The following is a 2508-nucleotide window of genomic DNA, read 5'->3' on the forward strand; positions in this document are numbered from 1 at the left end:
CCTGGGCCCGTGCGGGCCGGCGCCCCCGCTCAAACCCCCGCCGCCCGCGGGGCTTCGGCTCGGGTCTGGGCGGCGCTCTGTCTGGTGCTCGGGCTCGGGCTGATCGGCGGGGCGGTCGCCGGGAGCGCGATCAACCACAAGCCGCGGGCGGAGCCGCCGTTGGTGGACGGGAGCGTGAAGGCGTTCGCCGCCGTACGGGAGGTGTGGCGCAGCGCGCCGGTCGACTCGCTGTTCCCGCGCACGGTGTCCGCGAAGGGCGCGGGTCCGGGCGGGGCCGACCGCGCGTGGACCAGGATCGGCGTCGCCGCGCCCGGCGGCTGCGCCGCCGCCTTCGACCCGCTGCTCCAGCAGGTGCTGGCCCCGGTCGGCTGCGCACGCCTGCTGCGCGCGACCTACGCGGACAGCACGTCGACCTCGGTCACCACGGTGGGCCTGCTGGTCACCACCGCCGAGTCGGCCGCGATGCGCGGATTCAGCGGACGCTGGGCCGCGCAGCACCTCGGCGACCGCGCGGACCTGATCCCGCGTCCGGTGGCGTTCCCCGGCACGGCCGCCGACTCCTTCGGCGTGAAGCAGCGCGGAAGCTGGGACGTGCAGGTCTCCGCCGACCTGCCCTTCGTCGTCTACGCGGTCACCGGCTTCGCCGACGGCCGCACCCTGAGCCCGCAGTCCGCCGACAAGGCCACCAAGTCCGGCGCCACCAGCGTGGCCGCCCAGGCCGGTCTCGGCTACGACGCGACCGGCCTTGCCTCGGCCGTCGACGACCGCCTGCACAGCGCGGTGACCGCGCTGCTCAGGCCGTCCAGCAGCCCAGGCGGTCCCGGCGCCACCGGTACGGAGAAGTCCCGATGAGCCGCCGCCCCTCCCGTCTCCCGGCCCGCCGCCCGCTCGGCGCCCTGACCTCGCTCGCCGCGGTCGCCGCGGCCCTCGCCCTGACCGCCCAGCCCGCCGCCGCCGACGCCGTGCGCAACGCCGACTGGGCGCTGAGCGCCCTGCACGCCGAGAGCGCGTGGCGTACGAGCCAGGGCGCGGGCGTCACGGTCGCGGTGCTCGACACCGGGGTGGACGGGACGCACCCCGACCTGACCGGGCAGGTGCTGACGGGCAAGGACATGGTCGGCTTCGGGGCCGGCCGCGGCGACCGGTCGTGGGCCAGGCACGGCACGGGGATGGCCGCGATCATCGCGGGGCACGGCCACGGTCCCGGCCACGACTCGGGCGTCATGGGCATCGCGCCCAAGGCGAAGATCCTGCCGGTGCGGGTGATCCTGGAGGACAAGGACCCGCAGCGCTCCAAGGCGCGCACGAGCAAGGGCAACGCGCTGCCCGACGGCATCCGGTGGGCGGTCGACCACGGCGCCGACGTCATCAATCTCTCGCTCGGCGACGACAGCGCCACCGCCGCGCCCGTCGCCGCCGAGGACGAGGCGATCCGGTACGCGCTCGGCAAGGGCGTCGTGGTCGTCGCGTCCGCGGGCAACGGCGGCGAGGACGCCGACCGTTCCTCCTACCCGGCCGCGTACCCCGGAGTGATCGCGGTCGCGGCCGTCGACAGGAACGGGCAGCACGCCGCCTTCTCCACCCGCCGCTGGTACGCGTCCGTCTCCGCGCCCGGCGTCGACGTGGTGATCGCCGACCCGGACCGCACCTATTACGAGGGCTGGGGCACCAGCGCCGCGTCCGCGTACGTCTCCGGCGCCGCCGCCCTCATCAGATCCGCCGACCCGAAGCTGAGCCCGGCCCAGGTCAAGCAGGTGCTGGAGGACACGACGCGGGACCGGCCCAAGGACGGGCGCAGCGACGAGATGGGCACCGGTCTGATCGACCCCGCCGCCGCGCTGAAGGCGGCGGCCAAGCTGAAGCCCGCGCCCCCCGTACCGGCCGCCGTCGGCTATCCGCGGACGTACTTCAGCCCCGGCCCCGCGCCGCCGGTCTCCGCGCCCGAGCCCTCCCGCTTCCTCGGCGACGGTGTCGCGACCGTCTTCGCCGTCGCCGGAGCCGCCCTGGTCGTGGTCGCCGCGCTGCTCTGGCTGCGCCCCCGCCGCGCGGGACGGGCCGCCCACGGTCTGTCGGCGGAGGGCGGATAGGGTTCCGGGGTGGCGCTGAAGAACATCCCCGACCCCGGTTTCTCCGACGACGACGGCTCGGCCGACGCGGCACTGGCCGCCGCGTTGACCGGCTACGCGCGGGACCCCGGGACGGAGGCGGCCGTGGTCGAGGCACTGCACGGGGCCCGGCTGCTGGTGCCGGTGGTCGCGGTGCTCGGCGAGGCCGAGACCGGCGAGGACGGGCTGCGCCGCGAGAAGAGCAGCGACATGGCGGTGCCGACGATCCAGGCGCCGGACGGGCGGCGGGCGCTGCCCGCCTTCACCTCCGTGGCGGCGCTGGCCCGCTGGCGGCCGCAGGCGCGGCCGGTCGCCGTACCGCTGTCGCAGGCTCTTCAGGCGCTCGCGCACGAGGGGGCCGACACGCTGCTGATCGACCTCGCGGGGCCGGTCACGTACGAAC

The 2508-nt window shown here is 76.4% G+C and carries 3 protein-coding genes; all 3 read left to right on the plus strand.

What is annotated here, in order from left to right:
• The coding region (locus BGM09_RS16950; RefSeq protein WP_317452735.1) for a hypothetical protein at positions 1-852 on the plus strand (852 nt) is incomplete at its 5' end.
• Complete coding sequence (gene mycP, locus BGM09_RS16955) at positions 849-2087, plus strand: type VII secretion-associated serine protease mycosin (protein WP_188282444.1); 1239 nt, start codon at positions 849-851, stop codon at positions 2085-2087. The genes BGM09_RS16950 and mycP, both read left to right, overlap by 4 nt.
• A gap of 9 nt (positions 2088-2096) precedes the next feature.
• The coding region (locus BGM09_RS16960) for an SseB family protein (protein ID WP_188282445.1) at positions 2097-2508 on the plus strand (412 nt) is incomplete at its 3' end.

Origin of the sequence: Streptomyces sp. CBMA29 (assembly GCF_014596445.1) — a bacterium.
GTDB lineage: Bacteria > Actinomycetota > Actinomycetes > Streptomycetales > Streptomycetaceae > Actinacidiphila.

Bases quoted from the DNA above. Each gene is read 5' to 3' on its own strand.
- mycP (WP_188282444.1), top strand. From the start codon at position 849: ATGAGCCGCCGCCCCTCCCGTCTCCCGGCCCGCCGCCCGCTCGGCGCC.